Source organism: Pseudomonas sp., from assembly GCF_033723075.1.
Classification (GTDB): domain Bacteria; phylum Pseudomonadota; class Gammaproteobacteria; order Pseudomonadales; family Pseudomonadaceae; genus Aquipseudomonas.
This window is the reverse complement of record NZ_JAWVXU010000004.1, coordinates 75,941-100,368: the sequence shown is the minus strand read 5'-3', so window position 1 is coordinate 100,368 and position 24,428 is coordinate 75,941. Positions and strand designations below refer to the sequence as shown.

At 62.1% G+C, this 24,428-nt stretch carries 25 protein-coding genes and 1 pseudogene; 9 read left to right on the top strand and 17 right to left on the bottom strand.

Annotation, left to right across the window (positions count from 1 at the left end):
* Positions 1–208 precede the first annotated feature (208 nt).
* From R3355_RS06440 to gloA, 3 genes are all read left to right on the top strand, one after another.
* Positions 209–1,093, top strand: coding sequence for a flagellar protein MotY (locus tag R3355_RS06440; protein WP_318960536.1), 885 nt, complete (start codon positions 209–211; stop codon positions 1,091–1,093).
* Between the two features lie 156 nt (positions 1,094–1,249).
* Complete coding sequence (locus R3355_RS06435; protein WP_318960535.1) at positions 1,250–2,467, top strand: argininosuccinate synthase; 1,218 nt, start codon at positions 1,250–1,252, stop codon at positions 2,465–2,467.
* Between the two features lie 149 nt (positions 2,468–2,616).
* Positions 2,617–3,009 (top strand): lactoylglutathione lyase, encoded by a 393-nt coding sequence (gene gloA / locus R3355_RS06430; protein WP_318960534.1) that lies wholly within the window; start codon positions 2,617–2,619, stop codon positions 3,007–3,009.
* A 251-nt stretch (positions 3,010–3,260) separates the two neighbouring features.
* Here the strand turns inward: gloA and R3355_RS06425 are convergent, their stop codons facing one another.
* From R3355_RS06425 to metG, 9 genes are all read right to left on the bottom strand, one after another.
* On the bottom strand, positions 3,261–3,440 hold the full coding sequence (locus R3355_RS06425) for a PA3496 family putative envelope integrity protein (protein WP_318950142.1): 180 nt from the start codon (positions 3,438–3,440) through the stop codon (positions 3,261–3,263).
* A 106-nt stretch (positions 3,441–3,546) separates the two neighbouring features.
* Positions 3,547–4,185: an endonuclease III gene (gene nth / locus R3355_RS06420; RefSeq protein ID WP_318950144.1), complete on the bottom strand. Its 639-nt coding sequence runs from the start codon at positions 4,183–4,185 to the stop codon at positions 3,547–3,549.
* Positions 4,182–4,895 (bottom strand): electron transport complex subunit E, encoded by a 714-nt coding sequence (locus tag R3355_RS06415; protein ID WP_318950146.1) that lies wholly within the window; start codon positions 4,893–4,895, stop codon positions 4,182–4,184. The genes nth and R3355_RS06415 overlap by 4 nt, the downstream gene beginning before the upstream one ends.
* Positions 4,892–5,632, bottom strand: a complete 741-nt coding sequence (gene rsxG / locus R3355_RS06410) for an electron transport complex subunit RsxG (protein ID WP_318960533.1) — start codon at positions 5,630–5,632, stop codon at positions 4,892–4,894. The genes R3355_RS06415 and rsxG overlap by 4 nt, the downstream gene beginning before the upstream one ends.
* Before the next feature lie 3 nt (positions 5,633–5,635).
* A complete protein-coding gene (rsxD, locus tag R3355_RS06405) occupies positions 5,636–6,667 on the bottom strand; it encodes an electron transport complex subunit RsxD (protein ID WP_318950149.1) in 1,032 nt (343 codons plus the stop codon).
* Between the two features lie 145 nt (positions 6,668–6,812).
* Positions 6,813–9,278: an electron transport complex subunit RsxC gene (gene rsxC / locus R3355_RS06400; RefSeq protein ID WP_318960532.1), complete on the bottom strand. Its 2,466-nt coding sequence runs from the start codon at positions 9,276–9,278 to the stop codon at positions 6,813–6,815.
* The gene (gene rsxB, locus R3355_RS06395; protein WP_318960531.1) at positions 9,275–9,850 is read right to left on the bottom strand and encodes an electron transport complex subunit RsxB; all 576 of its coding nucleotides are present in this window, start codon (positions 9,848–9,850) and stop codon (positions 9,275–9,277) included. Before rsxB ends, rsxC begins: the two co-directional genes overlap by 4 nt.
* Positions 9,847–10,431: an electron transport complex subunit RsxA gene (rsxA, locus tag R3355_RS06390; RefSeq protein WP_318947864.1), complete on the bottom strand. Its 585-nt coding sequence runs from the start codon at positions 10,429–10,431 to the stop codon at positions 9,847–9,849. Before rsxA ends, rsxB begins: the two co-directional genes overlap by 4 nt.
* Before the next feature lie 157 nt (positions 10,432–10,588).
* Entirely contained in the window at positions 10,589–12,646 is a 2,058-nt protein-coding gene (gene metG / locus R3355_RS06385) for a methionine--tRNA ligase (RefSeq protein ID WP_318960530.1), read from the bottom strand.
* 199 nt (positions 12,647–12,845) lie between these two features.
* On the opposite strand from metG, the gene apbC reads away from it, so the two are divergent.
* The gene (apbC, locus tag R3355_RS06380; protein WP_318960529.1) at positions 12,846–13,934 is read left to right on the top strand and encodes an iron-sulfur cluster carrier protein ApbC; all 1,089 of its coding nucleotides are present in this window, start codon (positions 12,846–12,848) and stop codon (positions 13,932–13,934) included.
* A gap of 183 nt (positions 13,935–14,117) precedes the next feature.
* Here the strand turns inward: apbC and R3355_RS06375 are convergent, their stop codons facing one another.
* Positions 14,118–14,327: a cold-shock protein gene (locus tag R3355_RS06375; protein ID WP_090242762.1), complete on the bottom strand. Its 210-nt coding sequence runs from the start codon at positions 14,325–14,327 to the stop codon at positions 14,118–14,120.
* A gap of 326 nt (positions 14,328–14,653) precedes the next feature.
* Between R3355_RS06375 and dcd the strand changes: the two genes are divergently transcribed.
* Complete coding sequence (gene dcd, locus R3355_RS06370) at positions 14,654–15,220, top strand: dCTP deaminase (protein ID WP_318947855.1); 567 nt, start codon at positions 14,654–14,656, stop codon at positions 15,218–15,220.
* 74 nt (positions 15,221–15,294) lie between these two features.
* Here dcd and nadE read toward each other — a convergent pair whose 3' ends face one another.
* Positions 15,295–16,122 (bottom strand): ammonia-dependent NAD(+) synthetase, encoded by an 828-nt coding sequence (gene nadE / locus R3355_RS06365; protein ID WP_318947853.1) that lies wholly within the window; start codon positions 16,120–16,122, stop codon positions 15,295–15,297.
* 497 nt (positions 16,123–16,619) lie between these two features.
* Here nadE and R3355_RS06360 point away from each other — a divergent pair, with 497 nt between their 5' ends.
* Positions 16,620–16,847: a hypothetical protein gene (locus R3355_RS06360; protein ID WP_318947851.1), complete on the top strand. Its 228-nt coding sequence runs from the start codon at positions 16,620–16,622 to the stop codon at positions 16,845–16,847.
* Between the two features lie 181 nt (positions 16,848–17,028).
* Here the strand turns inward: R3355_RS06360 and R3355_RS06355 are convergent, their stop codons facing one another.
* From R3355_RS06355 to R3355_RS06340, 4 genes are all read right to left on the bottom strand, one after another.
* On the bottom strand, positions 17,029–19,566 hold the full coding sequence (locus tag R3355_RS06355) for a penicillin acylase family protein (RefSeq protein WP_318960528.1): 2,538 nt from the start codon (positions 19,564–19,566) through the stop codon (positions 17,029–17,031).
* 81 nt (positions 19,567–19,647) lie between these two features.
* Complete coding sequence (locus R3355_RS06350) at positions 19,648–20,106, bottom strand: DUF2489 domain-containing protein (protein ID WP_318947849.1); 459 nt, start codon at positions 20,104–20,106, stop codon at positions 19,648–19,650.
* Between the two features lie 7 nt (positions 20,107–20,113).
* Positions 20,114–20,320 carry an SEC-C metal-binding domain-containing protein gene (locus R3355_RS06345; RefSeq protein WP_318960527.1) on the bottom strand — a complete coding sequence of 69 codons (207 nt, stop codon included), beginning with the start codon at positions 20,318–20,320 and terminating at the stop codon, positions 20,114–20,116.
* Positions 20,321–20,326: 6 nt separating this feature from the next.
* Positions 20,327–20,824, bottom strand: a complete 498-nt coding sequence (locus tag R3355_RS06340; RefSeq protein ID WP_318960526.1) for an LEA type 2 family protein — start codon at positions 20,822–20,824, stop codon at positions 20,327–20,329.
* A 112-nt stretch (positions 20,825–20,936) separates the two neighbouring features.
* Between R3355_RS06340 and R3355_RS06335 the strand changes: the two genes are divergently transcribed.
* A complete protein-coding gene (locus R3355_RS06335) occupies positions 20,937–21,494 on the top strand; it encodes a hypothetical protein (RefSeq protein WP_318960525.1) in 558 nt (185 codons plus the stop codon).
* 212 nt (positions 21,495–21,706) lie between these two features.
* Here the strand turns inward: R3355_RS06335 and R3355_RS06330 are convergent, their stop codons facing one another.
* Positions 21,707–22,195 (bottom strand): YchJ family protein, encoded by a 489-nt coding sequence (locus tag R3355_RS06330; RefSeq protein WP_318960524.1) that lies wholly within the window; start codon positions 22,193–22,195, stop codon positions 21,707–21,709.
* Positions 22,196–22,201: 6 nt separating this feature from the next.
* Positions 22,202–22,699, bottom strand: coding sequence for a DUF6231 family protein (locus tag R3355_RS06325; RefSeq protein ID WP_318960523.1), 498 nt, complete (start codon positions 22,697–22,699; stop codon positions 22,202–22,204).
* A gap of 440 nt (positions 22,700–23,139) precedes the next feature.
* Here R3355_RS06325 and R3355_RS06320 point away from each other — a divergent pair.
* Positions 23,140–23,496: pseudogene (locus tag R3355_RS06320) on the top strand (OmpA family protein); the annotation flags it as partial.
* Between the two features lie 101 nt (positions 23,497–23,597).
* Entirely contained in the window at positions 23,598–24,329 is a 732-nt protein-coding gene (locus R3355_RS06315; protein ID WP_318960522.1) for an OmpA family protein, read from the top strand.
* Positions 24,330–24,428 lie beyond the last annotated feature (99 nt).

Sequence of the window (24,428 nt, the reverse complement as noted above, 5' to 3'; positions counted from 1 at the left end):
ATGCTACCGGAAAAGCCCTGCCAGGGCACGCCGAAAGCGGTTCGTGGGCGATGAGCTGTCGCGGTAAAAGCCAGGCCGAGCAGCGTTCAAACGGAAATCCAGGCGTGCGGGTCGGTTGCGCCGAGAGCCCGCCGGCTCAATCGGCAGCTCAAGTTTTGCCCGGCGGCACCGATAGTCAGAGGGTACGTGGTATTTTCTGGAGTCTTCCGTGCGTCTGCCCTCACTCGTCCTCTTGTGCCTGTTGGCCAGTCAGTCAGCGCTAGCCATCACCTTTCAGACCCGTCTGGAGAAGGTCGAGTGGGCGGTCGCCGGTGACCAGTTCGAGTGCCGCCTGAGCCAGCCGATCACCGACTTCGGCGCGGGCATCTTCGTGCGCCGGGCAGGAGAGCAGGCGACCTTCAATCTGCAGGTGCCCGAGCGTTGGCTGGGCGCCGGTTCGGCAACGTTGCTGGCGGCGGCTGCGCCCTGGCAACCGGGGCGCGGCGATATCAACCTGGGGTCGGTCAGGGTCGGCGACGGTGAGATGCCATTCAGCAGCACTCAGGAGCAGGCCGGTCGTCTGCTCACCGGTTTGCTCGAGGGACGTAGCCCGCTGATTCGCCATCGCTCCAGGCATGCAGGCGACAGCCTCGAAGTGCGCTTGCTGCCGGTCAGGTTTCGTAAGGCCTATAACGATTATCTGGCCTGTACCGCCAAGCTGTTGCCGGTCAATTTCGAGCAGATCCGTCAGTCCCATGTCGGCTTTCCGGGCGGTGGCGTGGATCTGGCGCCGCTGGCCCAGGCCAAGCTGGACATCATCCTCAGCTATCTCAAGGCCGATCCCAGCGTCAATCGCATCGAGCTCGACGGTCATGCCGACAACAGCGGCAATCGCCTGACCAATCGCGACCTGTCGCGGCGCCGTGCTCTGGCGGTGATGGAGTATCTGAAAGCCAATGGCGTGCCGGTCGAGCAGATCACCCTGCGCTTTCATGGCGAGCGTTACCCGCTGGCGCCGAATAACAGTGAAGCCAATCGCGCCAAGAATCGCCGGGTAACCGTGGCTTTGGCGCGTGTCGCCGAGGCTGCCGAAACGCCTGAAACCCCGCTGTAGCGCTGCCTGCAGCGGCGTCCCGAAGCGAGGCGGGCAGGGTGGGCCGCTGTCAGGCGTTGCCGCTTCGTCGTCACAGGCTGTCGCAGCGCTGTAAATCATCCTGCGCGACCAGTAGAATCACGGGTTTTCCCGAACAACCCCGTGGAGTTGATTGGCATGGCCGACGTAAACAAGGTAGTCCTGGCATATTCCGGTGGCCTGGACACCTCCGTGATCCTCAAGTGGCTGCAAGACACCTATAACTGCGAAGTGGTGACCTTCACCGCCGACCTCGGTCAGGGCGAAGAAGTCGAGCCGGCCCGCGCCAAGGCCAAGGCCATGGGCGTCAAGGAAATCTACATCGATGACCTGCGCGAAGAATTCGTCCGCGACTTCGTCTATCCGATGTTCCGTGCCAACACCGTCTACGAAGGCGAGTACCTGCTCGGTACCTCGATCGCCCGTCCGCTGATCGCCAAGCGCCTGATCGAAATCGCCAACGAGACCGGTGCCGACGCCATCTCCCATGGTGCTACCGGCAAGGGCAACGACCAGGTCCGATTCGAACTGGGTGCCTATGCACTCAAGCCGGGTGTGAAAGTCATCGCCCCGTGGCGCGAGTGGGATTTGCTGTCGCGCGAGAAGCTGATGGACTATGCCGCCAAGCATGAAATCCCGATCGAGCGTCACGGCAAGAAGAAATCGCCGTACTCCATGGATGCCAACCTGCTGCACATCTCCTATGAGGGTGGCGTGCTGGAAGACACCTGGACCGAGCACGAAGAAGACATGTGGAAGTGGACCGTTTCCCCCGAGGCGGCGCCGGATACTGCAACTTATATCGAGCTGACCTACCGTGCCGGCGACATCGTCGCCATCGACGGCAAGGACATGAGTCCGGCCACTGTGCTGGCCGAGCTGAACCGCATCGGCGGCGAGAATGGCATCGGTCGTCTGGATATCGTCGAAAACCGCTTCGTCGGCATGAAGTCGCGAGGCTGCTACGAGACCCCCGGCGGCACCATCATGCTCAAGGGCCACCGCGCCATCGAGTCGATCACCCTGGACCGCGAAGTCGCTCACCTGAAAGACGAGCTGATGCCCAAGTACGCCAGCCTGATCTACAACGGTTTCTGGTGGAGCCCCGAGCGTCTGATGCTGCAACAGATGATCGACGCTTCCCAGGCCAGTGTGAACGGCGTGGTGCGCATGAAGCTGTACAAGGGTAACGTGATCATCACCGGGCGCAAGTCCGACGATTCGCTGTTCGATGCCAATATTGCCACCTTCGAGGACGATGCCGGCGCCTACGACCAGCAGGATGCCGCGGGCTTTATCAAGCTCAACGCGCTGCGCATGCGCATCGCGGCGGGCAAGGGCCGCAAGCTGCTCTGATCGTGTGAGCGGTGTATTTGCTCGTGAGAGATCGCGAGCAAGGACTCGGCGTCCCCCTCGCTCTTACAAAGAGCTCGCCAACCCCGGCCATCAGCCGGGGTTTGTTTTTCCAGGCCGCCAAGCTCGGCCTATCGACCAGGAGAAAGCTGATGAGACTGTTGCACACCATGCTGCGAGTCGGCGATCTGGATAAATCCATCGCCTTCTACACCGACGTGCTGGGCATGACCCTGTTGCGGCGCAAGGATTATCCGGATGGCCAGTTCACCCTGGCCTTCGTCGGCTACGGTGACGAGGCGCACAACAGCGTGATCGAGTTGACCTATAACTGGGGCGTCGACAGCTACGAGCTGGGCACCGGCTACGGCCACATCGCCCTGGAAGTGGCGGATGTCTACAAGGCCTGTGACGACATACGTGCCCTGGGTGGCAAGATCACCCGTGAGCCGGGGCCGATGAAGCACGGCAGCAGCATCCTGGCCTTCGTCGAAGACCCGGACGGCTACAAGATCGAGCTGTTGTCGCCATCGCGCAAGGACTGAGGGTACGGTTTCCTTCTTGTAGGGGCGGTGGGGGCGCCCAGACCCATCTCCGCGATAGAGGGGTATGCCTGCAAAAAAGCATCGAGGGCATGGGCTAGGCGCCCCCGCTGCTCCTACAGGTGCCCATAAGAAGCCGACAGGCGTGATTGCCTCCAGTTCGCTGCGCGACAGCGCGGCGTCGAAGACGGCGAGAGAACTCCTGCAAACGAAAAGCCCCGCGGATCTGCGGGGCTTTTCGTATCGGTTCGGGCTTACAGGTCGAAGTCATATTCGGCCAATTGTTTGTGCAAGCGCCGCTCTTCGAGGAAGTTGTCGATGATGCGCCGCTTGGTCAGGTTGGTTTTGGCAACCTCTACAGGGGCTTCGCCATCCTCCGCATCTTCTGCGACAAAGTCTTCGTCGAGCTCGAGGTCTTCTTTACCAGTGCTCATGTTTTCCACTCCCGGCTGCAAGGGCCATTTGCGCACCTTATAGCGGCAAAACCGGGGCGGGTAAAAAAGATTTTTTCAATCGATCAGGCGTCGAATTATTGAAAGCTCAATCGTCCGAAGTTTTGTCCTTGTATTCACACAGGTCTTCGATGCGGCAACTGCCGCAGCGCGGCTTGCGCGCCTGGCAAACGTAACGGCCATGCAGTATCAGCCAGTGGTGTGAGTCGAGGAGAAATTCCTTGGGTACGAACTTCATCAGCTTCTTTTCCACCTCGAGCACCGTCTTCCCAGGAGCAATGCCGGTGCGGTTGCTAACCCGGAAAATATGCGTGTCCACCGCCATGGTCAGCTGACGAAAGGCCGTATTGAGCACCACGTTGGCAGTCTTGCGGCCAACCCCTGGCAGGGCTTCGAGCTCTTCGCGGGTCTGCGGCACCTGGCTGTCGTGCCGCTCCACCAAGATGCGGCAGGTCTCGATGACATTCTTCGCCTTGGCGTTGTACAGGCCGATGGTCTTGATGTACTCGGATAATCCCTCTACGCCCAAGGCATAGATCGCTTGCGGAGTATTGGCCACCGGGTAAAGCCTGGCGGTGGCCTTGTTGACGCTAACGTCGGTGGCCTGGGCCGAGAGGATGACCGCGATCAGTAACTCGAAGGGCGAGTTATAGGCCAGTTCGGTTTTCGGCTCTGGGTTGTCTTCGTGCAAGCGGCGAAATATTTCGTGACGTTTTGCCGCGTTCACTCGATCACTCCGGTGACCCTGACACGGCGGCTTTGTACCGGGATATCTGCCTGACGGGCCTTGGCACGTTCGATCAGGATTTGGTCGATGCGATTCTTTCCGGCAATCAGTAGGCCGAGCATGATGAAGGCTCCCGGCGGCAGAATGGCCAGGAGAAAGCCTTTGTAGTCGGCAAAAAGGGTCAGCTGCCAATCGGCTGCGACCGGGCCAAACAGCAGATGCATGTTGGCAAATAGTGCACCGGTGCCGAACAACTCACGCAGAGCGCCAATCATGACCAGAACCACGCCGAAACCAATGCCCATCACCAGGCCGTCATAGGCTGCACGGCCTGGATCGTTCTTTGCGGCAAAGCCGTCGGCGCGACCGAGGATTACGCAGTTGGTGGTGATCAACGGGATGAATATACCGAGGATCTGGTACAGCTCGTAGGTGAAGGCCTGCATCAGCAGCTCGATGCAGGTGGTCAGTGCTGCGATGATCATCACGAAGGCCGGCAGGCGTACGGCGGTATTGACCACCCCGCGCACCAGCGACACGGCGGTGTTGGAACAGATCAGCACCACTGCACTGGCCAGCGCCAGGCCCAGGGCGTTGACCGTTGAGTTGCTCACTCCGAGTAGCGGGCAAAGGCCGAGTAGCTGGACCAGCGCCGGATTGTTCTTCCACAGACCGTTAAGGGTGATATCACGATAGCTGGGGCTGCTCATGGCGCGGTTCCTTGATCGTCAGGGGCGCTGGTGTTGTCCACGCTGCCTGGCAGGCTAGCGGTGCTGCTGGCGGCCTCGTGCAAGGTGCTGCCGCTGGTAGCGGCAGCGCCAGTAGTGCCGGCGACCAGCAGTTCGGTGCGATGCTGATCGAAATACAACAGCGCGTTATGCACCGCTTTGACCACTGCGCGTGGCGTGATGGTGGCACCGGCGAACTGATCGAACTCGCCGCGATCCTTCTTCACCGCCCAACCGGTTTCACTCGGATCGCTGAGCGATTTGCCGATGAAACCCAGAATCCAGCTGCTTTTGCTCAGTTCGACCTTGTCACCCAGGCCGGGCGTTTCGCGGTGGTTGAGCACGCGCACGCCGGCCAGGCGGCCATCGGCTCTAATGCCGACCAGCAAGCGGATCGCGCCGCTGTACCCGTCCGGTGCGGTGGCCTGGAGGATTACCGCGTTGGCCTGACCATCCTTCATCGCGATGTAAGCGGGTTGCGGGTTGCGGCTGCCAAGCAGGGGGTCATGCAGGCGGATGCTGTTGTCCAGCAGGTGGTTGTCATAGCTGCCGGGCGGCAGGATCTCACCCAGCGCGCGGACTTGAGCGTCGCGGGCAGCGGCCTCGATCCGCGTGGCGGTGGCTTGCTGGATCAGTGTTACCAGGCCCACCGTGACAATGGCAAAGAGGCCGAGCACCAGGCTGTTTTTCAGCATCGAACGGCTGATTTCCGGGAGCATTCTCTATTCTCCCAACTTGAAGCCGCGAGTCGGCTTGCGATGACCGTAGGTGCGCGGCCTCGTGTAGTAATCGATGGTCGGCGCGGTCAGGTTCATCAGCAGCACGGCGAAGGCCACGGCATCCGGGTAGCCGCCCCAGGCGCGGATCACATAAACCAGCACGCCGACGCCGGCACCGAAAATCAGCCGGCCGCGATTGCTGGTTGCGCCGGATACCGGGTCGGTGACGATGAAGAAGGCGCCGAGCATGGTCGCGCCGGTGAGCAGGTGAAACAGCGGCGAGCCGTTGGAATCCGAACCCGAGCCATTCCAGAACAGCAGGCTCATCAGCGCCAGGGCGGCGAGCATGCCCACGGGCGCATGCCAGGTGAACAGGCGCTTGTAGAGCAGGTAGAGGCCGCCGGCGAGAAAGGCCAGATTGACCGCCTCGACCGCGTTGCCGCCGAAGCGGCCAAACGCCGGACTTTGTGCCCAGAGTTCGGCCATGGTCAGGCTGTTGTTGATCTTGATGGCGTCCAGCGCGGTGGCCTGGGTCCAGCCATCGGGCAGGGCGGCCAGACCGAAAATGTGCTGCAGGCCATCGAGCAGGCCGACCGTGTGTGGCGCCGGCCAACTGGTCATTTCCACCGGGAAGGAGATCAGCACCACCACATAACCGAGCATCGCCGGGTTGAATGGGTTCTGTCCGAGGCCGCCGTACAGTTGCTTGCCGAAGACGATGGCGAAGCCGGTGGCGATCAGGGTCAGCCACCAGGGCGAATAGGGAGGCAGGGCCAGGGCCAGCAGCACCGCGGTGACCAGGGCGCTGCAGTCCTTGAGGAAGAAACCCAGGGGGCGCTGACGCAGGGCCAGGATCGCCGCCTCGAAGCCCAGGGCGCAGGCGCTGGCCCAGAGCAGGTTGATCAGGGTGCCGAAGCCGAACAGCCAGGTCAGCGCCAGGATCCCCGGCACGGTGGCTAGCAGTACCTGCAGCATCACCTGCTGGGTGCGATTGCTGCCCTTGGCGTGGGGCGATGTGATACGGGGCAGGGCCATTGGCTCTCCGGTTGGTGTCTTGCGTCGGCTGCGCGGTCGCGGCCGTAACAGCTGTTCAGAATCGTGGCCCGGCTGCACGCCGGGGAATTTCCTGCGCGCATGCTCGCGCAGCCGCCCGGATTGCAGCCGGGATCCAGGGTGTCGGTCAGTCTGCGTGTTCCTGCAATTTCTGTTCGGCTTGCGCCAGGCGTTGACGGGCGGCAGCCAGGGCATCGGTGGCACTGCTCTCGTCGCGTTCAAGCTTGCGCAGGTCGGCGCGGGCGAAGGCCACTTCGGTTTTCAGGCTGCGGGTGGCGTCGTCGATCGGTTGTTTGTCCGTGCGCAGCAGTGTCGGCGCGGGCTTGCCAGACGCCGCTTCGGCGGCGTGCAGAATCTGTTCGGCCTGGGCCAGGGCATCGCGCAGACTGCCCAGCTCGGCGTCATCGCTGCCGGCTTTCTCGGCTTTCCTCAACTCGGCGCGTTTCATTGCCAATTCGATCTTGGCTTTCTTCAGGGCGCCGTCGTCGCCGGGTTTGGCTGGCGCGGCAGGAGCCTGGACGTCCAGTTCATTCAGAAGTTGTTCTGCCGCCTGCAGCTGCTCGCGCAGTTGTTGCAGTTCGCTTTGCTGTTCAGGGCTTGGCGTTTCGACTTTTTCCAGCTTGCGCAGCTGGGCGCGGAGCATGGCGGCGTCGATCTTGGCTTTCTTCAAGGCGCCGTCGTCGACCGGCGTTGCCGGCGGCGCGGCCTGGTTATGCAGGTCGGCCAAAGCCTTCTCGGCTCGTTCGAGCTGCTGGCGCAAGCGGGCCAGTTCGGCCTGCTGGTCGTCGTCCGGGGCCTCGAGTTTCTCCAGCTTGCGCAACTGGGCGCGAAGCATGGCGGCGTCGATCTTGGCCTTCTTCAGGGCGCCGTCATCCGCCGCAGGCGTTGCTGCTGGCGGGCTGGCCGCCATGGCGGTATCCAGGGCCTGTTGTGCGGCTGTTGCGGCATTGCGCAGCTGGTCGACCTGGGCCTGCATCTCTGGCGTGGCGTGGGCCGCCAGTTGTTTTTCGGCCTTCTTCAGCGCGACCTGGGCCATGCTGGCTTCGATCTTGAATTTCTTCAGTTCATCACTGAGGCCGGCCGGTTTGGCTGCTGGCGCGCCGTCATCAGTGCCCGCTGGCGCTTCGGCCTGGGCAGCCTTGGCGCGGGCGGCTTTCTCGGCGCGAGCCTTGCGCTCGGCTTCTTTCTGCTCTTCGGCGCGGCGCAGGCGCTCCTGACGCAGCTCGAAGCGCTGCTTGGACTGTTCGGCCTTGAGCTGCTTCTGTTCCAGGTCGCGAATTTCGCCCTTGGCCGCACGGTAGTACTGCACCAGGGGGATGCTCGACGGGCAGACATAGGCGCAGGCGCCGCATTCGATGCAGTCGAACAGATTGTGCGCCTTGAGCTGCTCGTGCTCCTGGCCGATGGCGAAGAAGTGCAGCTGCTGCGGCAGCAGGCTGGCCGGGCAGACCTCGGCGCATTCGCCGCAGCGAATGCAGGGCATGGCCGGCGGCGGTGGCGGCAATTCGGCGCGGCTCGCGGCGAGCAGGCAATTGGTGGTCTTGATCAGCGGTACGTCGAAGTCGGGCAGGGTAAAGCCCATCATCGGTCCGCCCATGATCAGGCGGTCGAGCCTGCCGCGGTCGAGGCCGGCAAACTCCAGCAGTTCGCCCACCGGGGTGCCGAGCAGCACCTCGACGTTCATCGGCCGGGTCAGGGCTTCGCCGGTGAGGGTGGTGATGCGCGAGATCAGCGGTTTGCCGAGAACCACCGCATCGTGGATGGCTTTGCAGGTGCCGACGTTCTGGCAGAGGATGCCGATATCCGCCGGCAGGCCGCCGCTGGGTACTTCGACGCCGGTGAGGATCTGGATCAGCTGCTTCTCGCCGCCGGAGGGGTATTTGGTTGGGAAGACCCGCAGTTGATAACTGCGCTCGCTCAAGGCTGCGCGCAGTGCGGCTATCGCTTCAGGCTTGTTGTCCTCGATGCCGATCAGCACCTGATCGGGCTGGATCAGTTGGGCGAGGATGTCGATGCCGGAGATCAGCTGTTCGGTGCGCTCACGCATCAACAGATCGTCCGCGGTGATGTAGGGCTCGCACTCGGTGCCGTTGATCACCAGGGTATGGATCTTCTGGGTTGGCCGGGCGTTGAGCTTGACCGCCGTGGGGAAGCCGGCGCCGCCCAGGCCGCTGATCCCGGCCTGGCGGATCATCTCCAGCAGGCTGCTGTTTTCCAGATGGCGGTAGTCAGGACAGGGCGTCAGTTCGCACCACTGATCCAGGCCGTCGCTGTCGATGACGATGGCCGGGGCGAGCATGCCGGAGACATGCGGGTAAGGCTGCGGCCCGATGAAGCTGACGGTGCCGGAGGTCGGCGCATGCAGCGGCACGCTGACGAAGCCATTGGCGGCGGCGATCAGCTGACCCTTGAGTACCCGCTGGCCCAGCTCGACCACCGGCTCGGCCGCTGTGCCTATGTGCTGGTTGAGCGGCAACACCAGGCGCTTGGGCAGCGGCGCGGGCTGGATCGACGTACGGTTGGAGAGGTGTTTGCGCTCCGGCGGATGAATGCCGCCGGGGATATCCCAAACCAGGGGTTGCATCGCCGTCATGCTGCCTGCTCCCGATCACTGGCGATCAACTGGCCGGGCGGCAGGGGCTTGCTCCACTTCCAGCTTTGCACGCTGCTACCCAGCGGGATCATGTCGATGCAGTCCACCGGGCAGGGTTCGACGCAGAGGTCGCAGCCGGTGCATTCGGAGACGATCACCGTGTGCATCTGCTTGGCCGCGCCGACAATGGCGTCCACCGGGCAGGCCTGAATGCATTTGGTGCAGCCGATGCATTCGGCCTCGCGGATGTAGGCAACCATCTGCGGTTTCTCGCCTTCCACCGCATCCAGCGGTTCGGCCTCGACATCCAGCAGGTCGGCCAACGCCTGGATGGTAGCTTCGCCGCCCGGTGGGCATTTATTGATCTTGTCGCCGCCGGCAATCGCCTCGGCGTAGGGCTTGCAGCCGGGGTAGCCGCACTGGCCGCACTGGGTCTGCGGCAACAGGGCGTTGATCTGCTCGGCGATCGGGTTGCCTTCGACCTTGAAGCGCACCGCGGCGAAACCGAGGATGGCACCGGCCACCAGGCACAGCGCCAGCAGGGCGAGAATCGCGCTGAGCAACAGACTCATAGCTTGATCAGCCCGGTAAAGCCCATGAAGGCCAGCGACATCAGGCCGGCGGTGATCATGCCGATGGCGGCACCCTGGAAGGTCTTCGGCACATCGGCTATGGCGATGCGCTCGCGCATGGCGGCGAACAGCACCAGCACCAGGGAGAAGCCCAGACCGGCGGCAAAGCCGTTGGCGGTGGCGCTGATAAAGGTGAACTCGGCCTTGTTGGCATTGAGCAGGGCCACGCCGAGGACGATGCAGTTGGTGGTGATCAGCGGCAGGAATATACCGAGCACGCGGTACAGCAGCGGGCTGGTCTTGTTCACCACCATTTCGGTGAACTGCACGGTCACCGCGATCACCAGGATAAAGCTGATGGTGCGCAGAAACTCCAGGTCCAGCGGCTTGAGCACGTACTGCTGGACCAGGTAGCTGCACATGGCCGCCAGGGTCAGGACGAAGGTGGTGGCCAGGGACAGGCCAATGGCCGTCTCGATCTTCTTCGACACGCCCATGAACGGGCACAGGCCGAGAAACTGCACCAGCACGAAGTTATTGACCAGGATGGCGCTGACCATGATCAAGGCGAGTTCGGTCATTGCGGGTTCCGTTGGTGGACAGGCAAGGCCGTGGGCAAAGGGTTGTCTATTATCGGGAAGCCGGTCCGGCCACACAAGCCGGATCACTGTGCCTGAGTGGCTGGCATAAGGCTGGCGCAGCGTATTGGGGTACGCTGCGCCAATCCGCCGCAGTTGCTTACTTGACCCGCTGGCCTGGTTTGGCGCCGCTGTCCGGACTGAGCAGGTAGATTTCCTCACCGCCAGGACCAGCGGCCAGGACCATGCCCTCGCTGATGCCGAATTTCATCTTGCGTGCGGCCAGGTTGGCGACGTACAGGGTCAGGCGGCCTTCCAGCTGGCTCGGGTCGGGGTAGGCGCTCTTGATCCCGGAGAACACGTTGCGCTTGGCGCCGCCGATATCCAGGGTCAGGCGCAGCAGCTTGTCGGCACCCTCGACGAACTCGCATTTCTCGATCAGGGCGATGCGCAGGTCGACCGCGGCAAAGGTGTCGAAGGCGATCTCGGCCGCCAGCGGGTCTTTTGCCAGTTCACCGTTGCCTTGGGGAGCGCTCTCCTGGGGCGCGTGGCCGGTTTCGCTGGCGGCGAGGTCTTCTTTGGAGGCTTCGATCATGGCGTCGATTTTCGCAGGCTCGATCCGGGTCAGCAGGGCGCTGAACGGGTTCAGTTGGTGGTTGGCCAGCAGGCTCTGGTGGTCGTCCCAGGTCAGCGGCGCGACATTGAGGAAGGCCTCGGCATCGGCGGCCAGTTTCGGCAGCACCGGTTTGAGGAAGATCAGCAGCTGGCGAAACAGGTTGATGCCCAGGGCGCAGATGGCCTGCACTTCGTCCTGCTTGCCGTCCTGTTTGGCCAGTGCCCAGGGTGCCTTGTCGGCGATCCAGGCGTTGGCACGGTCGGCCAGGCCCATGATCTCGCGCATGGCGCGGGCAAAGTCGCGTGCCTCGTAGGCCTCGGCGATGCTCGGCGCGGCGGCCTGGAAGGCCTCGGTCAGTTCGGGCGCGGCGTTGCCGGCGACCAGCACACCGGCATTGCCCTTGTGGATAAAGCCGGCGCAGCGGCTGGCGATATTCACCACCTTGCCGACCAGATCCGAGTTGACCTTCTGCACGAAGTCTTCGAGGTTGAGGTCGAGGTCTTCAATGCCGCGGCCCAGCTTGGCCGCGTAGTAGTAACGCAGGTATTCCGGGTTCAAATGATCCAGGTAGGTGCGCGCCTTGATGAAGGTGCCACGCGACTTGGACATCTTCTGGCCGTTGACGGTCAGGTAGCCATGCACGGCGACTGCGGTCGGCTTACGGAAACCGGCGCCTTCGAGCATCGCCGGCCAGAACAGGGCGTGGAAGTTGACGATGTCCTTGCCGATGAAGTGGTACAGCTCGGCCGTCGAGTCCTTGCCCCAGAAGGCATCGAAGTCCAGCTCGGGATTGCGCGCGCAGAGGTTCTTGAAGCTGGCCATGTAGCCAACCGGTGCGTCCAGCCAGACGTAGAAGTACTTGCCGGGCTCGTCGGGGATCTCGAAGCCGAAGTAGGGCGCATCGCGGCTGATGTCCCATTCCTGCAGGCCGGAATCCAGCCATTCGGCGATCTTGTTGGCCACCGCATCTTGCAGGGCGCCGCCGCGGGTCCAGCTTTTCAGCATGGCGTCGAAGTCCGGCAGCTTGAAGAAGAAGTGCTTGGAGTCGCGCAGTTCGGGCACGGCGCCGGAAATCGCCGAGCGCGGGTTCTTCAGTTCGGTGGGCTCGTAGGTGGCGCCGCACTTCTCGCAGTTGTCGCCGTACTGGTCCTCGGCGCCGCACTTCGGGCAGCTGCCCTTGATGAAACGGTCGGCAAGGAACATGCCCTTTTCCGGGTCGAAGTACTGGGTCACCGAACGGGTGGCGATATGCCCGGCGTCGCGCAGTTTCAGGTAGATGGCCGCCGACAGCTCGCGGTTCTCCTCGGAGTGGGTCGAGTGGTAGTTGTCGAAGTTCACCAGAAAGTCGCCGAAGTCGGCGCTGTGCTCGGTCTTGACGTTGGCGATCAGCTGTTCCGGGGTGATGCCTTCTTTCTCGGCGCGCAGCATGATCGCCGAGCCATGGGCGTCGTCGGCGCAAACGTAGATGGCCTGATTGCCGCGCAGCTTCTGGAAGCGCACCCACATATCGGTCTGGATGTACTCGAGCATATGGCCGAGGTGAATCGAACCGTTGGCGTAGGGCAGGGCGCTGGTGACGAGAATCTTGCGGGCTTCGCTCATGGGAATCGGCTGCACTGGTATAACGAAAGAAGTCGGCAACTATATAGGCGGCGCGGATTTTTTTCATCCGCTGGATCGTTTGGGAGGTTGCGCCGCGTCGACGCCAGGGCGTCGATGAGCCAGAGAGGCGATGCGCGCGGTGCTGCCTGCGGGGTAATATGCCCGTCTGTTCTGCTCGGTCTTTCCCTGGGAGTCTTTTATGTCCGTTACCCGCGCAGCAATCGAAGCTGTACTGTCGCAATACACCGATCCCCACCTCGATCAGGATCCGGTCAGCGCCGGCTGTCTGCGTGAGGTGGATATCCAGGGCGGCAAGGTCAGCGTGCGCCTGCAGCTGGGTTACGCCGCTGGCCTGTTCAAGAGCGGCTGGGCGCAGATGCTGCAAATGGCCCTGGAAAACCTCGACGGGGTCGACAGCGCGCAGGTCCAGGTCGACTGCGTGATCGAGGCGCACAAGGCCCAGGACCAGGTGCCGGCCCTGGCCAACGTCAAGAACGTTATCGCGGTGGCCTCGGGCAAGGGCGGGGTGGGCAAATCGACCACGGCCGCCAACCTGGCGCTGGCGTTGATGCGCGAAGGTGCCAAGGTCGGCATTCTCGATGCGGATATCTATGGCCCGAGTCAGGGCATCATGTTCGGGATCGCCGAGGGCACGCGGCCCGAGATCCGGGAGCAGAAATGGTTCGTGCCGCTCAAGGCCCATGGCGTCGAGGTCATGTCGATGGCTTTTCTGACCGACGAAAACACCCCGGTGGTCTGGCGCGGGCCGATGGTCTCCGGTGCGCTGATCCAGTTGATCACCCAGACGGCCTGGGGCGACCTGGATTATCTGGTGGTCGACATGCCCCCGGGCACCGGTGACATCCAGCTGACCCTGGCGCAGAAGGTGCCGGTGTCCGGCGCGGTGATCGTCACCACGCCCCAGGATCTGGCGCTGCTGGATGCCAAGAAGGGCGTAGAGATGTTCCGCAAGGTGAATATCCCGGTGCTCGGGGTGGTGGAAAACATGGCGGTGCATATCTGCTCGAACTGCGGGCATGCCGAGCACCTGTTCGGTGAGGGCGGCGGCGAGAAGCTGGCGGCGCAGTTCGGTGTCGACCTGCTGGCATCCTTGCCCCTGTCGATGGCCATTCGCATGCAGTCCGACGGAGGCAAGCCGACCACTATCGCCGACCCGGAAAGCCAGATCGCCATGATCTATCAGGAGATCGCCCGTAACGTCGGCGCGCGCATTGCCCAGGGTGGGCGGCAACAGGCGATGCCGAGCATCATGGTCAGCGATGACTGATTCAGCCGGGGCGCGCAGGCTCTGCGCGCCGTTGCTGTAACAGCCGAAGCACAAAACATGCGCCCACAATAATGCCGGGAGCATTATTGCGCGCAAGCCCCGAAGGGGTGAAACACATGGATGTGTTGAGCACAAAAAAGCCCCGCACTAGGCGGGGCTTTTTAGCAAGCGGGTTAGATCAGGTTATACAACCTGAACTTCCTCGGCTTGCATGCCTTTCTGACCACGGGTGGCCACGAAAGTCACTGCTTGGCCTTCTTTCAGGCTCTTGAAGCCATCGCTCTGGATAGCTTTGAAGTGTACGAACAGGTCGTCACCGGATTGCGGAGTGATAAAGCCGTAGCCTTTCTCATCGTTAAACCACTTGACGGTACCATTCTGACGATTCGACATGTTATGTCTCCTAACAATTTTTTAATAACAGCCCTGGAAAAGCCCAGGCCGGGACTGAGTGCAACGAGTACTAGGAGTCGGACGATGTTTGGATCGAAATCTAGGCATCAAGTAGCGATTCGCGGTGACACATGCAGCACAGTGGCGCTACTGTACGCGCTTTTAACGCTAAGCGCGAACGCTCTGTAGGTCTTTTTGTTATTTGGCTATGGGTGCAGTAAAGCCAGGCTTGGGCGATGACGTTGGTCGACAGCCTTTGAACCCTGTCGCCGGCCCCGGTAAGATGCGCTCACTTTTTCATCACCCGCTTATTCAGGACGCCCGCCATGAGCATCAAATCGGATAAATGGATTCGCCGCATGGCTCAAGAGCACGGCATGATCGAGCCTTTCGTCGAGCGTCAGGTGCGTGTAGAAGGCAGTCAGCCGCTGATCTCCTACGGGGTTTCCAGCTATGGCTACGATGTGCGCTGCGCCGATGAATTCAAGGTGTTCACCAACATCAATTCGGCCACCGTCGATCCGAAGAACTTCGATGAAAAGAGCTTCGTCGACGTAAAAAGCGATGTCTGCATCATTCCGCCGAACTCCTTCGCCCTGGCCCGCACCGTCGAATACTTCCGTATCCCGCGCAATGTGCTGACCATCTGCCTGGGCAAGAGCACCTACGCGCGCTGCGGCATCATCGTCAACGTCACCCCGCTGGAGCCCGAGTGGGAAGGCCACGTGACGCTGGAATTCTCCAACACCACTACCTTGCCGGCGAAGATCTATGCCAACGAGGGCGTGGCGCAGATGCTCTTTCTCGAGTCCGACGAGGAGTGCGAAGTGTCCTACAAGGATCGCGGCGGCAAATACCAGGGGCAGCTGGGTGTGACCTTGCCGAAAGCCTGATCGATTTGCCGGATCAAAAAAGCCGGTTTCTGCGTTGAGTGGAAACCGGCTTTTTCTCGCCTGCGCTTGCGCGATCAGGGCGCCAGTGGCAGCTCGCGCTTGTGCCGGCTGTTGTCGTAGGTGCGGGTGATGATGGCATACGCTTCGTCGCGAACCGGCTGGCCATGCAGGAAGGCGTCGATCTCGGCGTAACTGACGCCATGCGCTTCTTCGTCCGGCTTGCCGGGGCGCAGCTCTTCCAGGTCGGCGGTGGGTACCTTGAATACCAGATTTTCCGGCGCACCAAGCTGCTTGGCGATGGCGCGCACCTGGCCTTTGACCAGGCCGCTCAGGGGGGCGAGGTCGCAAGCGCCGTCGCCGAACTTGGTAAAAAAGCCCATGACCGCCTCGGCGGCATGGTCGGTGCCGATGACCAGACCATTATTGGCGTTGGCGATGGCGAACTGGGCGACCATGCGCATGCGCGCCTTGATGTTGCCGACGACGAAGTCGCGGCGTGCTGCCGTGAGCTTCTGCAGGTGGCTGACCTGCTCACCGAGTCCGTACACGCTGTCGGCGATATTGACCGTGTCTTCTTCGTCCGCGCGGATGAATTGCAGCGACGCCTGGGCGTCGTGCTCGTCGTGCTGGGTGCCGTGAGGCAGGCGCACGGCAATGAAGCGATACGCGGTGTCATCGGTCTCGTTGCGCAGTTCTTCCACGCTCAATTGCGCGAGACGCCCGGCGGTCAGCGAGTCGACCCCGCCGCTGATGCCCAGCACCAGTACTTTCAGGCCTGCGTTACGCAGGCAATCCTTGATAAAGGTTTTGCGCCGCTCGATCTCTGCCAGCAGGGCGGTTTCGTCGGCGAAGGGGGGCACCACGTTCAGGGCGGTGGCGATCTCGGCTTGGCGGCTGCTCATGGTAGTTCCTTAGGGCAAGTCGGTACGCGGATGATGGTGGTCGGCAAGCGACGGTCTGCTCGTTATGGCATGGCCGCCAGTCGGGATGGCTTGCCGCAGGCGCTGCAGGATCATAAGCCAACTATGGCCTCGAGTTAATCTGCAAAGTCGTGCTTGAGGCTGAAACGCAAGCGAATGACAGGCGCCATGGGTCCCGCACGGCGCTGGTGCAGTGCCGTGCACATCAAGGATGGCGGTTGTCCCGTGGTTTCACCTGCGGGGCGGTTGGTCGGTGCCGGATTTTTCCCGGGTTTCATCCGGGCTACAAAAGATCGGCTCACTTGACTTAACTGAACAGCATTGCAGTTTGGCGGTTTGATGGCGCTGAAACATCTGGAAAGGCTGTCCGGCGAGGTAGGGCCTGCGATGAGCGAATTGCTTTGGTAGGGTAGGTCGAATCAGGACCGTGTCCGTCAGTGTGCGGACGATCGAATATTTTAGTGCGGGAGGAATCCGTCATGACAACGTGGAAGATCACATACAGCAAAGATGAGCGCACCGAGGTGTTCGAGCTTCAGTCCAGCAGCAAGCCGAGCATGGAGCAGGCCGTACTGCAGCTGCTCAAAATGGCCGAGAAAGTCTACGAGCGCGAAGAGCCAACAGACCTTCCCAATGAAATCCAGACCCCGGCCGTGCGTCTGGCTGAGCGTTACGGCATTACCATCACCGGGATTACTCGTGACTGAGCATTGCCCGCCGTCCGGCATTCGCGGGGCGGATTGTCGCGCGGGTCAATCGCGCACAAAAAAAAAGGGCACCCAAAGGCGCCCTGAAATGATGATCTATGGAGTAAGTCCGTTAATTCAGAGCTGATGCCCGGCTGATTGGTTCAGCCGCCGCCGACCAGTGGTCAGCGGTCAGTGGTAATTATTTTCCCGGCGTCAGGATCAGTCGCTTGGTGCCATAGACCTTGTCCAGGTTCTGTGGCTGAAACGGAAAGCTCATGTACTGGCCTTTGCGCCACGCCTCGATACCGTCGGCGTAATACTCGCTCGCCGGGTTGCCGGATTGGCCGGAGCTGTTCAGGCCGATCAGCGGTTCTGCGCGGCCGAAGTCGACGACGATGCGCATGGCCGGAATCAACCAGGTGTCGAAGTCCTGCCCCCAGTTGTAGGCCGATACATTGAGGGTGCTGTGATCGCCGCCGGCCGGGTAGGGGCCGCGGTCGAGATAGTCCTTCAGTGCGTTGATCGCGGCGCGCTGGCGGGTGCCCATGTAGGGCGCCAGTTTGCTGGCTTCGCTGACCCAGTTGTAGCTGTGCAGCTTGCCCCACTGCCAGGCGCTGCGTTCACTGCCCAGCCTGGCTTCGGCGAAGGTTACGGCGGCGGCCAGGCTGCGGGCGAGAATGGCCGGTTTGTCTTCCTGCTGAACGCTACCGATATCGTTCCAGAATGGACTGTCGTCGCGGCCCAGCAGGTGGTCGGCCTGGGCCGAATAGGATTTGTTGGCGGTTTCCACCAGAGCCAGCCAGCCTGGGCTGGTTTCGGGGCCCAGTTCGTCGAGGAAGATCTGCCGCGCGCTTTCATGCAGGAAGGCGCCGTAGAGTGCGGCATCCCCCGAGGTGGCGGTGAGCTTGCCGTCGAAGGCCATCAGCCGACGGTAGGCTTCGCGCGCTTTGGTGCGCTCCTGCGCGGGCAGGGCGTCGATGGCTTTTTGCAGGGGGGCGGCCATGCCGGGCGCTTCGAACATGCCTTGCAGTTTGCCGACGAAGGGCGTGGTCTGGTCGTACTGCATGGCAATCATGCTGCGGGTGTCGTGCTTGCCGCTGCCAGCCAGTTGCGCCAGGCGCTCGTAGCGTTCCGGGTAGTACCAGGAGTTGGACAGCTGCATGCCGTAGCCGCGTGGCACGGTACGCTGGTTGGCGGTGCCCAGCCAGCCTTGCTGCGGATCCTGGTCATAGGGGTGCAGCATCGCCTCGGCGAAGCCATCCCAGTCGTAGCGGCCGTCCCAGCCAGGCGAAGGCATCAGGCCAAGGCCTTCGCGGCGATTGGGAAAGCGCCCGGTGACTTGCCAGCCGATGTGCCGGGCGTCGGCGAAGACGATATTCAAGGGTATGGCGCGCACTTCGCGGGTGGCCTCGAAGGCTTGCTCCACCGACTGGGCGCGGGACAGGTCGAACAGCGCATCGAGGGACCGATCCGCCTCGAATTGCGTGGTTTGCAGGGCCAGGCCGTAACCGCTGGCCAGTTGCAGGGGCTGCAGGGGGTGTTTGCGCTCGCCCAGCACCGAGTTGAGCAGCGGGCCGTGGCGGGTCTCGAAGATGGTTTCGCGGATCGGCCGCTGGCCCTTGATGAAGAAGGTTTCCTGGCGCTCGCGGGCGGGCAGCCATTTGCCGTCGGCCTGATAATAGAGACGGTTGTCTTGACGTCGGATTTTCTCCAGGAACAGGTCCTGGTTGTCGCCCATGACCATGGTCATGCCCCAGCCGAGCTTGCCGTTGAATCCGGCGACGATGGCGGGTACGCCGGCAATGGAGACGCCGGCGGCCTGGAATTTCGGCGAACGGATCTGCACGAAGCTCCAGGCCGAGGGCATCGACAGCGGCAGGTGGGTGTCATTGGCCAGCAGGCTCTTGCCGCTGCGGCTGTTCTGTGGGGCGATGGCCCAGTTGTTGGATGCGGCGACGCCAAGCATGTGGGTGCTGGCGAGTTGGCTGGCCGCATTGTTGACGGCGGCCAGGCCAGGAATTTGTCCGCCGAGGGTCAGGCCCTTGAGTTTTGCGGCCTCATCGAACGGCAGCGGTTCGTCCGGGTAGGTGGGCAGCAGCCAGGCGAGTTGCTCGCTGCCGACTTTCTGCGCCAGAACCAGGGCGGCAATTTCCTCCTGCAGGTTGACCGACAGACCAAAGTTCAGCAGGCAGAACACCAGTGCCGAGTCTTCGGCTTTCCAGTAGGGCGGACGATAGCCGGACTGGGCCAGGTCCATCGGCAGCTTGTCGCGATAGCGGAACAGGTAGGCGTTGACGCCGCGGGCATACACCTCGAAAAACTTCTTCAGTCGTGGCGAGGCGTCGGCATAGAGTACTTCGGCACTTTTCTTCAGGTTGACCGCGCGCATCAGTCGATCGATTTCCAGGACGCCGGGGCCGGCCATCTCCGCCAATCGGCCTTCGGCCATCAGGCGCAAGCCGACCATCTGGCTGAGGCGGTCGCTGGCATGCACATAGCCGAGGGCGAACAGTGCGTCGTGGAAGGTATTGGTTTCGATCAGCGGCATGCCCAGGGCATTACGCCGAATCACAACGCTTTGTGCCAGGCCCTGGACGCGCACGCTGCCCTGATCCGAGGGCAGGCTGTCGCGGTAACGACTGTCGAGAAACGATTGGCAGCCACTCAATGCCAGGCTTGCAGCAAGGGTAGCGGCGAGGCCCAGCAGGGCCGTGGGGCGGAATGCGCGCGGTAGCATGCAGCGAGCTCCTTGCAGAACGCAGGACTGAACAAATCGGTGGATGGACGTGCCGCGCAAAACCCTGGAAACCCGCCAGGGTCAGTTGCCGGGTTGCTTCAGACCTTCGTCGAGCAGCCAGCGTGCGGCTGTGCGAGCGGCAGCCTTGTGCTGCAGCTCCAGTTCGTTGAAGTGCTTTTCGTGCTGGCGTCGCTCGGTCTGCTCCAGTGCCTTCCAGTTGGCATGGGTCGGCACCTGGGCGGTGGCTTCGAACAGCAGGTGGAACACCTGGCAGCGGGTGTCCCGGCTCAGCGCGCTGTCATAGTTGTCCAGCAGTACCTTGATGCGAATGGCGCCCTCGATCAGCGGCAGCTGGCCATCGAGCAGGCTGCCGGCGAGTATCTGCAGATCGCCGGCCAGGCGTTCGCGTCGCTGGTGTTCCGCCTGTTCCCGATCTCGCCGTTGCGCCCAGACCCGGCGCCACAGGAGCAAGGCGTACAGGGCAAGGGCCGTCACCACCAGGGCGCCGGCCAACAGAAGCAGCAGAGTTGAAGTGCTCATGGATACATCAGGCACCGTGGCATTTCTTGAATTTCTTCTGGCTGCCGCATGGGCAGGGGTCGTTGCGGCCGACGTCCTTCAGGGTGTTGCGCACCGGCTCCTGGTGAGCGTGGTTGCAGTCCGGGCCATGCACGTGACCGTGGTCGTGATCATGCTGGTGATCATGCTCGGCGTGGTTGCAGTCGGGGCCGTGTACGTGGGCGTGTTGGTTCATGTGCGCTTACTCGGGAATGAAATCGCCGGGGATTATCTCTCCATTACGCGACATGTGCACGCTACGGCCGAACAACAAACCGGTTTTTACCTGGCCTTCGAGGCGATAGCGAATCGGCTCTTCAGGTCGCTCCAGCAATTTGACGATTTGCCGCAGGTGGCGCCAGAGGTTGGTGCGCACCGGGACATCGAATACATGGTGGCCATGGGCCGGAACCGTGAACCAGGTGTCGGATTGACCTTCTGCCAGCTTCACCTCGTTGAGGTGTACCCGGTAATCCAGGCCGCGCACCGGCAAGCTCATGCTGTTGGGGTTGTCGATACGAAAGCGCAGGACGAACTGCTGCTCCAATAACTTGGCCCTGATGACTTCTACCTTGATCAGGCGGACATCCGGATCCTTGAACCCCCCGCTGGTCCAGGTGGAACATCCGCCGAGCCCGCACAGCAGGCCGAAAAACATCAATAGGCTGAGAATTCTTATAGTTGGCGCCTGGGAAAACATTTCATACTCCAAAGGACGCACCAGTGTAACAAGCACGTGCTTGGCTGCAACGTGTTGTGGGGGTAAAAAAACCTGCGCCATACTGAACGCTTAATAGGACAGGAGTGTGACCATGGCTCGTTACGAGATCGCCTTTGCCGGCCAGTTGGTGCCAGGGGCGCAGCTGGATGCAGTCAAAGCCAATCTGGCCAAGTTGTTCCAGGCTGACGCCCAGCGGATTGCTTTGCTGTTTTCCGGGCGGCGAATGGTGATCAAGAACAACCTGGATGCGGCCGGCGCAGAAAAATACCGCGCCACCTTGCAGCGCGCCGGCGCTCTGGTCGAGGTGCAGAGCATGCCCGAGGAGCTGGAGGAGATCGAGTTGGCGCCGCCGCCGGCTGGCGAAGCGCCCGAGCCGCTGCCTATCGCCACCCCTCAAGCACCTGCCGGTCAGCGGCTCAAAGTGCTGCCGCGGGATGAATATATGGCAGCGTTCGCGGAGGTCGATGCGCCGGATTTCGGGATAGCCCCACTTGGTGAAGACTTGCAGGATGACAAGCCCGAAGCGCAGGCGCCGTCTCTCGATCTGACGCAATTCAGTCTGGCTCCTGTCGGCAGCGACATGGGCGAGATCAAGACCGCACCTGCCGCGCCGCCACCGGATATTTCCCACCTTAAATTACAGGAGTAGTCGAGGCCGGGATTGCGCCTGGCGTTAGCACTGCGCCCGGCAGGCGCGCGGACCCTCAGCCCGGGTCGGGGGAGCGTTTTTTTTGGCCTGGATGAGGTTCGGGGAAATCTGTTGGTGACAGATGTTCTGGCGGATTTCTCCCCCGCTGCGCCCTGGGCACCTTGCGAGGAACAAGCGAGGGAGCTGCGCTTTAGGAGCTGGTGCCTGTCGTTTCAGACAAAGCCCGCACAGCACTTCTTGAATTTCTGCCCGCTGGCGCAAGGGCAGGGGTCATTGCGGCCGACCTGCAGCGCGACCGTAGGGTCTATAAAGTACCAATGCCCCCCGTGCTGGACGAAGGCAGAGCGTTCGCGATGGGCATGTTCGCCACTGCCATCGTGCCAGCGGGCGGTAAAGGTCACGAACGCATGTTCCGGCTGACCGCCCAGCACTTCGCTGCTTTCGACTTCCAGGCCAAGCCAGGTGCTGTGCAGACTCCAGGCGCTGATGGCGGCACGATCCAGTCCTGAGCGTTGTGCCGCCAGGGTGGTCGCCAGCAGGTAATCGACCAGTCCCAGTGCATAGGCGCTGTAACGGGAGCGCATCAGCGTTTCGGCACTCGGCGCCGGCAACCCGGCATGGTAACGGCCACAGCACTCGCTCAGTGAGTCACCACTGCCGCAAGGGCAGCCTGGTTGGGTTTCGGCGCTGACTGTCGTCATCTGTGCTTACCACCAGTATTTGCCAAAGTTTTCCGGGTTGGCCCAGAACTTGGCGTTGAGCCAGTCCGGCACCTGTTTGTAGTCAAGCAGGTCGTAGGTGAACAGGCTCAGGGTCTGTTCACCGCGCTGAAAGCGCTCGCTTGCCTGCAGGGCCAGGGCAAAAAAATCGGTGTCCTGCCAGGCGCAGGCCTGCAGGTCGACCAGCACCGCCAGGCGGCTGGCATTCAGATTACGGATGCCGCCAAGCAGCTCCAGTCCTGTGCGCTTGGGCAGGTGTTCGAGGCAGTCGACGACCAGCGCGAGGTCGAACCGTTGTGCGGCCAGCTCGGCCGGCAGGGCGCCTGCGGCAGCGTGGGCGACCTGGCAATCGGCATGAGCGGCCCGGAAAGCAGCCAGCGCCGGCAGTTCGCTGGCGCCTATCAACAGCAGGCGGCTGGGTGTGTAGCGCTCCAGTAGAGCGGCCAGCGCTTGCTGTGGCGTGCGGGATGAAATGCTCTCGGTCATCGATAATCCTCGATCGGTTGCGAAAAGACTAACGCGCGGCTGGGTGAAGGCCTAGAGCCGATGAATCTGAAAGTATGCAAATCATGTCTGGCAGTTTCTAAAGCAGGGGTCTTTAATCCATAAGTGTCGGTTTTGGTCCGATTCCCACTGGAGATATGCATATGAGTATTGTAAGGAAAGCTGTACCCCTGATTCTGACGACCAGTTTCCTGACGGGTTGCGCCGGCTTGCAGAAAACCGATTGGCCGATGTGTGCGGCAGTCGGTGGTGTGGGCGGCGCGGCACTGGGTGCTATCGAGAGTTCTACCTGGGCGGGTGGTGGTGCGTTGGTCGGTGCCGGCATGGCGGCAGCCTATTGCTGGGTGCATGGCGCCGGAGCGGAAGAAGAAATGGTGATGGTCGAGGAGGTGATGGTCGAGGAGCCCGTCATGCCTGAGCCGGTCGCAGAAGCTGTTCGTGTCGAGCTGGATGTGAAGTTTGATTTCGACAAGGCTCAAGTCAAGGAAGGCAGTTTTGCCGACATCAAAAACCTTGCAGACTTCATGGCGCAATACCCGCAAACCACCACCGTGGTTGAAGGGCATACCGACTCCGTCGGTACCGATGCTTACAACCAGGGCTTGTCCGAGCGTCGTGCCAACGCCGTTCGCGATGTGCTGGTCAATCAGTACGGTCTGGCCGGTGAGCGCGTCAACTCCGTAGGTTATGGCGAAACCCGCCCGGTTGCCGACAACGCGACCTCGGAAGGACGGGCAATCAACCGTCGAGTCGAGGCTGAAGTCGAGGCGCGGCCTTAACTCCCGCCACGCGCCCCCACGGGGGCGCACTTGTACTATCCAGAGGGTGCGACTTAACTCCTGTGTTACTGGCAACACGCCAGTAACACAGGAGTTTTGCCATGAGAACCAGACTCTTCAGAGTTGTTTTTCCCCTTCTCCTGGCCAGCAGTGTTCTTTCGGGTTGCGTCACGACTTCCAGTACGGGAGACGCGGCGCTCAACCAGGGGAACTGGCCCTTGTGCAGTGCGATTGGTGGTCTGGCCGGTGGTGGTCTGGGCGCAATCGAAAGTTCGGCTTGGGCAGCAGGTGGGGCCGTGGCCGGAGCGGTCATAGGCGGCATTGTTTGCTATGCCCAGGACGGTGACCAAGACGGCGACGGCGTGTTCGATCGTCGCGACCGTTGTCCGGATACACCGCCCAATACTTCGGTGCGCCACAATGGCTGCCCCTTCCCAGAGTATGCGAGCCCGCCGCAGGTGATGGAACCTGCTGAGCCTGCAGTGCCGGTTCGAGTCGAGTTGGACGTCAAGTTCGACTTCGACAAGTCGGTAGTCAAGGCAGGCAGTCATGCCGACATCAAAAGTCTCGCCGACTTCATGAAGCAGTATCCGCAGACCAGCACAGCTGTCGAGGGGCATACCGACTCCATTGGCTCCGATGCCTATAACCAGGGCTTGTCCGAACGGCGTGCCAATGCCGTGCGCGAGGTGCTGGTCGAGCAGCATGGCATCGAAAGCAATCGGGTGTCGGCGGTGGGTTACGGTGAAACACGCCCGGTTGCCGATAATGACAGCGAGTCTGGACGCGCGATCAATCGAAGGGTCGAGGCAGCGGTTGAAGTGCTGCCCTAGGGTCAGCTGATTCGGGCCGGTCGTTGAACGGCCCGGTATCTGGCTGGGCGGGAGGCCTCTGCAGTTTTTGCTAGCCTGGCGCAAAGCGGTTAAGGTGCG